At 30.1% G+C, this 7,272-nt stretch carries 7 protein-coding genes; 1 reads left to right on the top strand and 6 read right to left on the bottom strand.

The annotated features are described in order from the left end of the window. The 5 genes from ACRC8M_RS10475 to ACRC8M_RS10455 form a co-directional block, all read right to left on the bottom strand. Positions 1–225 (bottom strand): hypothetical protein (locus ACRC8M_RS10475; protein WP_438529078.1); only part of this gene is annotated, 225 nt, incomplete at its 3' end. A gap of 50 nt (positions 226–275) precedes the next feature. After that, a complete protein-coding gene (locus ACRC8M_RS10470; RefSeq protein WP_438529077.1) occupies positions 276–1,046 on the bottom strand; it encodes a hypothetical protein in 771 nt (256 codons plus the stop codon). A 159-nt stretch (positions 1,047–1,205) separates the two neighbouring features. Continuing rightward, a complete protein-coding gene (locus ACRC8M_RS10465; RefSeq protein ID WP_438529076.1) occupies positions 1,206–1,778 on the bottom strand; it encodes a GNAT family N-acetyltransferase in 573 nt (190 codons plus the stop codon). Next, positions 1,771–2,724: a fructose-specific PTS transporter subunit EIIC gene (locus tag ACRC8M_RS10460; RefSeq protein WP_438529075.1), complete on the bottom strand. Its 954-nt coding sequence runs from the start codon at positions 2,722–2,724 to the stop codon at positions 1,771–1,773. The genes ACRC8M_RS10465 and ACRC8M_RS10460 overlap by 8 nt, the downstream gene beginning before the upstream one ends. Before the next feature lie 89 nt (positions 2,725–2,813). Further along, positions 2,814–4,631 (bottom strand): PTS fructose transporter subunit IIABC, encoded by a 1,818-nt coding sequence (locus ACRC8M_RS10455; RefSeq protein WP_438529074.1) that lies wholly within the window; start codon positions 4,629–4,631, stop codon positions 2,814–2,816. Positions 4,632–4,839: 208 nt separating this feature from the next. On the opposite strand from ACRC8M_RS10455, the gene ACRC8M_RS10450 reads away from it, so the two are divergent. Beyond that, complete coding sequence (locus tag ACRC8M_RS10450) at positions 4,840–5,961, top strand: hypothetical protein (protein ID WP_438529073.1); 1,122 nt, start codon at positions 4,840–4,842, stop codon at positions 5,959–5,961. Positions 5,962–6,005: 44 nt separating this feature from the next. Here the strand turns inward: ACRC8M_RS10450 and ACRC8M_RS10445 are convergent, their stop codons facing one another. After that, positions 6,006–7,205, bottom strand: a complete 1,200-nt coding sequence (locus ACRC8M_RS10445; protein ID WP_438529072.1) for an NRAMP family divalent metal transporter — start codon at positions 7,203–7,205, stop codon at positions 6,006–6,008. Positions 7,206–7,272 lie beyond the last annotated feature (67 nt).

The raw sequence follows: 7,272 nt of genomic DNA, 5'->3' as shown, positions 1-7,272 counted from the left end.
TTTATGTACAGTTTTTGTTCCACACCATAACCCAAAATTGATGTCATCTACTTTTATTACTAGTTGCTCAGGAACTTTTACATTTACATTAAATTTATCCTCAGCACTACAAGGATTGTTAAAACAGAATGCAGGGTCTACGTCTGCAGGAAGAGTTGATACACTTTCATTTGCTAAAGCAGCTACTGAACCTAAAATAAATAAAACTGATAATAATTTTTTCATTTTAATACCTCCACTGTTTTTTTATATACTCAATTTAGTTGAGTTGCTCTTTATAGTGGTAGTTCTTTACTACCAAGTTTGATTCCACTTTTATCTCTAAAATCTACCTTAATGAATTTGCTTCCATTAGGTATATTTGCTAACTCTGATTCTATCTTTGTTTTTGGCTCTCTTGTCGTTATCCCTAATTTAACCTCGTCTTTTTTTATTCTCTTCTTATTACTATCTAGATACTCTATATCTCCTACAACTGCTAATGCACTGTTTCCACTTAAATTAAAATTTGCAACTAGTTTTCTATTTCCATTACTTTCTTTTTTTATCTCTGTATTTGTCAATTGAGCTCCAATCTTTCTTTCACCTTTCAATCCATAGGCTGCTATGTGAATCTCTGTTAAAAGCTCAAACTCTATTCCAATATCCTCTCCACCTTCTGTCTGAACCTTTTCTATATTTCCTTTTGATGTTCCTGGTAACTCTCTAAAAATTAATTTTGCTTTATATTCTCCGTCAGCTAAATCTTTCGCTCCTCTTACTGCAAAACGAACACTTCTACTTCCATTTGGCTTCAATGTTAAATTTTTAGGATAAATTCTCATCATATCCCCCATATCATATTTCTCCCAACCAGGGTCTTTTTCTATATCAATTTCTATTTTCATTGGATGAACTGTGTTATTTGTTACCATAATCTCATGAGTTTCATTCTTATCTAAAGATGTATAAAATCCTGTTGGAGCTATCCCTATGTTAAATGCTAATAATTTTGAAAAAAGTGATAAGTACGCTACTCCATAAAATAGTTTTTTTATTATCTTCATATACCCCTCCAAAATTTTTATTAACTTTTTTATATGTTCATTTCTTTTATACCCCTTTATACCCATTTCTAATAATCACTCTTTTTTTAGCTTCATACACATTATTTCAATTTTTTTGCAAAAAAAAATGTTAGATTTAAATCTAACATTTTTAAAGTTTTATTTTTTAGAATCTAAACTAATATTAATTTTATCAGAAACTATATTCCAGCCTTTTCTATTGTTTTCTAAATCATAGGGTTCAAATCCAAAATCTAAGTATATTTTTATAGCTACATAGCTACATGTTTGTGTGGAAAGATACAACCCCTCTCCCATTTCTTTATCTTTAAATATAGAAAGTAACTTCGATACCAGAGCTTTTGCTAACCCTTTTCCACCGTGTTTTGGGTCTACAGCAATCCAATGTAGGCGATATTTTTTATTTCTATCTTCTGTAAAATACTTCCCCTCCCAAATAGCTCCTGTACCTACTAAACCTCCTTCACTATCTTTTATAAAAACCATAACCTCTTTTAAAAAATCTTCATTTTGCAAAAAAACTTCTTTAAAGTAGATTTCTCCTTCGGACCTATCTAATATGTGCCCTGAAGATAATTGAATATCAACCCATTTATTCATTATTCCAGATTCATACATTACAAACTCATATCCTTCTGGTAATTTTTTCTCATCAAACTTTAATTCATCTTTTATCATAATAAGATGTATGTTCTCTACACTTCTATCCATTACTTTCCCCTTTCTTTAAAAAAGATAACATAAATATTGTTGATGTAACACCTATAAATAGTGCTATTAAAAAACCTATCTTATTTTCTATCAATGGCAGTATTATAATTCCACCATGTGGAACTGTTGATTTTACACCTAAAACTGAAGCTGCTCCAGCACCTATTGCAGCACCTATAACTGTTGTTGGTAGTACGGCAATATCCCTTGTTAAAAATAGAAGTGCTCCCTCTGTAATCCCTAAAAAACCTAAAAGTATAGATATTACTCCCGCTTCTCTCTCAGTTTTAGAAAATCTATTTTTCAATATAAATTGTGATAACCCTAAGGCTAAAGGAGGTGTTGAAATAGCAACAGCTATTGGTCCCATTATATCTCCTCTTCCATACTCAATCGTGTTTACAGCATAAACATATGCAACTTTATTTATTGGTCCTCCTAAATCAACCCCTATAAACCCTCCCAAAACAAAATTTAAAAAAACATTATTTTTGTCATCTAAACTATTTAAGTAGATTCCAAGTTCATCTAGTATGAACTTCATTGGTCCTTGAAATATATAGTAAAACCCCAATCCTACAACTAAGGTAGAGAGTATAGGAATTATAACTAAATACATTATTGAAGAAACCTCTATTGATATCTCTATTTTTTTTAAAGTATTTATAAAATACCCTAAAACAACTCCAACTAGTATCCCACCAAACATACCAAGACCAATTGCTCCAGATAGATATCCCAATATAATTCCTGGTATAAATCCTACGCTACCTGCTATCTCTTTTGCTATATATGCAGCTAATAGAGGTGATGCCATTAAAAAACTATATCCACTTAAATCCTTTAAAAATTGATTATCTGTATATAGTGATATAACTGACAATATTCCTCCAATTATAAACACTGGTATAACTTGAATTATACTTTTTAACACCCTTTTTCTCATAAAAAAACTCCCACGTACTTTTTATTAAATAGTATCATGGGAGTTTTATTTCATCAATATATTAATAGCTTTTTAACTACTTCTTTTTACTACTGTTTTTTAAACTTCTTTAAAATATTTACCATTATTGCACTCACTAACGATCCAACTACAATGGCAATAATAAACATTAATTTATTGTCTACAACTGGTAATACAATTGGTCCTCCATGAGGTGCATGATCAGCAACTTTTCCTATTGCTGCAATAACTGCTCCAACTCCACTTCCAACCATTATAGATGGTATAACTCTAAATGGATCTGCTGCTGCAAATGGTATTGCTCCCTCTGTAATTCCAATTAATCCCATTGCAAAGGCAGCCTTTCCAGCTTCTCTCTCTCCAACCTCATAGTTTTTAGGAGCCATCATTGTAGCTATTCCCATACCGATTGGTGGAATACATATTGCAACTGCTATTGGTCCCATAACTGATGGAACACCTTGAGTAATCATTGCTGAACCAAATAGGAATGCAACCTTATTTATTGGTCCTCCCATATCAAATGAAATCATACACCCTAAAATAAGTGCTAAAAATACTGACCCAGCTTCCATTCCTTTTAATACATCTGTTAGCATATTCATAAATCCACTAATAGGTGCTCCTATAAAATACATTACAACACCAACTAAAGATGTAGAAACTAAAGGTATTACAAATATTGGCATTATTGGTCTTAGTCCCTCTGGAACATTCCATGACTTAACCCACTTAGCTATATATCCTGCAGCAAAACCTGCAACCATACCACCTAAGAATCCTGCTCCAACTGTATTTGCTAAGGCACCACCAACAAGTCCTGGAGCAAGTCCTGGTCTATCTGCTATACTCATAGCTATATATCCTGAAAGTATTGGAATCATAAGTCCAAATGCCGTAGCCCCTAAATCTAACATAGATTTAAAGAATGGATTTGTTACATCTGCTCCTGACCCAGCTTTTATTCCTGATAGGGCTATTGAAAGAGCTATTAAAACTCCTCCACATACAACCAATGGTAACATATGAGAAACACCATTCATCAAATGCTTATAAATTCCAGTTTTCTCATTTTTTGGAGTTTCTTTTTTTCCATTAGAAGTTGATTTATAAATCTCTCCCTCTCCATTTAGTGTCTTTTCTATTAACTCTTTTGGAGCTCTTATAGCTTGCTTTACTGGAACTTGAATAACTTTTTTCCCTGCAAATCTATCCATATCTATTGTTTTATCTGCTGCAACTATAACACCAGTTGCTCTTTTAATATCTTCATCTGTCAGTTCATTTTTAACTCCAACACTTCCATTTGTTTCAACTTTTATCTCTACACCTAACTCTTTCCCTTTATTTACTAAAGAATCAGCTGCCATATATGTATGAGCTATTCCTACTGGACAAGCTGTTACAGCAACTACATAACCCTCTCTTTTTTCAGAAGATTCTATAGTTTCTTTTTTCTCTTCATTTAATATGTTTAAAATTTCATCCTCTGTTTTAGCATTTTCTAACTTCTCTCTTACTTCATCATCTAAAAGTTTGTTTGTCAATTTTGATAATGTTTCTATATGAGAATCTGTTGCATCTTCTGGAGCTGCTATCATAAAGAATAATTTTGATGGTTCTCCATCTAAAGAGTTAAAATCCACTCCTTCTGATCTTCCAAAAGCTACAGCTGGTTTTTTTACTGCCTTTGTTTTTCCATGAGGGATAGCAATTCCTTCTTCTAACCCTGTTGATGATGCAGCCTCTCTAGCTTTTACAACTTTTAAAAACTCCTCTTTATTTTCTAACGCCCCACCATTATCTAAAACATCTACAAGCTCTTGTAGTATCTCATCTTTTGTTTTTCCTGTTAGTTTTAGTTTAATATACTTTTTTTCTAACATTTTCTTCACTCCCTTTATTTTCTTTGTCTTATGTTCTCACTATACATTACTTATATATTTCTTGTCAAATTTACTATTTTTATACTTTTGTTTCGTCTATTCTTCAATTTTTATTTTTTTATTATCTATTTTTTCATTTTTGTTTCGTCTAGTTTTATGATAAAATATATTAAAAAAATTAAAAAAAAATTTTTATGGAGGTTATATATTGAATTTAAAAATTTCCAATCAAAATATTATCTTTAATACAAGAACTTCTAAAGTCGAAAATACCATTTTTTTAAACATCCTAAATAAAATAGAAAATGATTTAAGAGAAACTATTACCTTAGAACCGAAAGAGTTTAAAAAATTAAACTCTCAAGATATTTTAGAAGCTCTTAATGGACTTATGACTAAACATATATCATACTCATTTATAGACGAATATGATAAAAATAACTTCTCTCAATTTCCATATGTTAGCTACTTTAATAAAATTGATGATATTTTTTATATAACTGTCCCACCTATGATAGTTAATGCTTTTAAAAAAAATAGTATCGAAACCTCCTTATCTTTAAAAACTTTTTTCTTCTTCAGACAAAAATCTTCACATAATTTTTTTAACTTAGTTTTAAAAAATAGTTCAGAAAATATAAATTTAGTCTTAAGTATTGAAGAGTTAAAAAATATTTTTAATGTCAAAAATGAGGCTTATGACCGTTTTTTTGATTTTGAAAAAGCACTATTAAAGCCCTTAGTAGAAAATATAAACTCATACTCTAACTACACTCTTATTTACAATAAAATAAAAAAAGGAGAGTCTAAAAATAATAAAGTTACTGCTATTGAATTTATTTTAAAAAATAACTCCCTTATTGAAAAAAGTGCTGAAACTAACTATTTAATCCAACTTATAAAAAATAATATTGAAGACTATAAAAAAATTTGGGAAAGTATTAACTCATCTATTAATGAAATTGGATTTATTCAATGTAAAAGAGCCATACTTTTCTTAAAAGAAAATAACCTTACTCTTTCAGATGATGAATTTATAAATTATTTAAAAAGAAAAGGTGAAAACATTGAAGAGATTTTACAATTGAATAACCATACACTTATTAAAGAGAAAATATCTTTATATAAAGATGTTACAACTTTTACTAAAACAATCTACAACATAATGATTGGTTATAACTTCTATTACTCCTTAAATTTTAAATTTTTAAAAGATATCAAAGAGTTTAAAGAGGGAGATACTTTTTTTTATAGAGATGAAAATTATATTGTCTTTGGAACATATATTGAAAATCGTGGAAGTTTTAAAATTTTTCAAACTCAAAGCTAATATTTGTATGCATAAAAAAAGAAGTTGATAAACCAACTTCTTTTTTACAATATAGCTGCTATACTTCCAAGAGATATTACTCCTTCATATCCCATAATAACTACTATAGCTATTCCAAAAATTGTAAGTATAACCGAGTGTTTATAATCCCCTACTATCTCTTTTTTTCTAGAGGCAAGTAACGTAATTCCTAAAGTTATTGGTAAAATCAACCCATTTAAAGCTCCTGCTAATAACAATAGCGAAACTGGCTTTCCTATACTTGCCATAACTAATGTAGAAAGCAGAATAAATCCTATTATAAATCCCTTTTCATGTTGAAAAACAACAGGAAAAAGAGTTTTTAAAAATGAGATTGATGTATATGCAGCACCCACTATCGTTCCTAGTGATGATGCTAATATTACAACTCCAAATATTTTATAGCCTATAATTCCTGCTCCTTGCATAAAAGCTGAAGCTGGTGGGTTCTCTGGATTTAATGTAGCTCCTGTTGAAACTACTCCTAGAACAGCTAGAAATAATGCTATTCTTATTATTGAAGCTATACTTACTCCTATTAATAAACTTTTATTTATATTATTTAAATTTTCTTTTCCTTTAATATTTGCATCTAATAGCTTGTGTCCTCCTGCAAAGATTATATACCCGCCAATAGTTCCTCCAAGTAAAGTCAACAATGAGAAACTCAGATCTCCATAGGAATCTGGAAATACCGCACTGTAGGCTGCCTCTGAAATTGGTGGTTTACTCTCTAAAGCTACGTAAGATATTACTAAAATCATTAAAACACCTAGTATTTTAGTAAATTTATCTATAATCCTACCCGCATCTTTTGAAATAAAAATTAATGCCCCTACTCCTCCAGCTATTAATGCTGAGTATGTAAGATCAATTCCAAATAATACATTTAAACCTAAGGCTGCTCCTCCTACATTTCCTATATTAAAAGCAAATCCTCCCAAAACAATTAATATCGCTATTAAATAACCTAACCCTGGAACAATTTTATTTGCTAAATCTTGACCTCTTAATCCAGAAACTCCAATAATTCTAGAAATATTCAATTGAACTATTAAAGTTATAACTATAGAAACTAAAATAGAAAATGCAAAATTAGCCTTAAACTGCTCTGTAAAAATTGATGCTTGAGTTAAAAAGCCTGGTCCTACTGCAGACATCGCCATTAAAAAAGCGGCACCTAAAACAGCACCACCACTCTTTGAACTCATATTATTTTTCATAAAAAAATCCCTCCGTAAATTGTAACAAAATAACTTGCTCAGTTATTATATACCTTTGTTACTTCTT

Source organism: Cetobacterium sp. (assembly GCF_051653945.1).
In the GTDB taxonomy this organism is placed as follows: domain Bacteria; phylum Fusobacteriota; class Fusobacteriia; order Fusobacteriales; family Fusobacteriaceae; genus Cetobacterium_A.
Note: the sequence above shows the minus strand (reverse complement) of the source record. Positions and strands in the feature narration are given on the sequence as shown.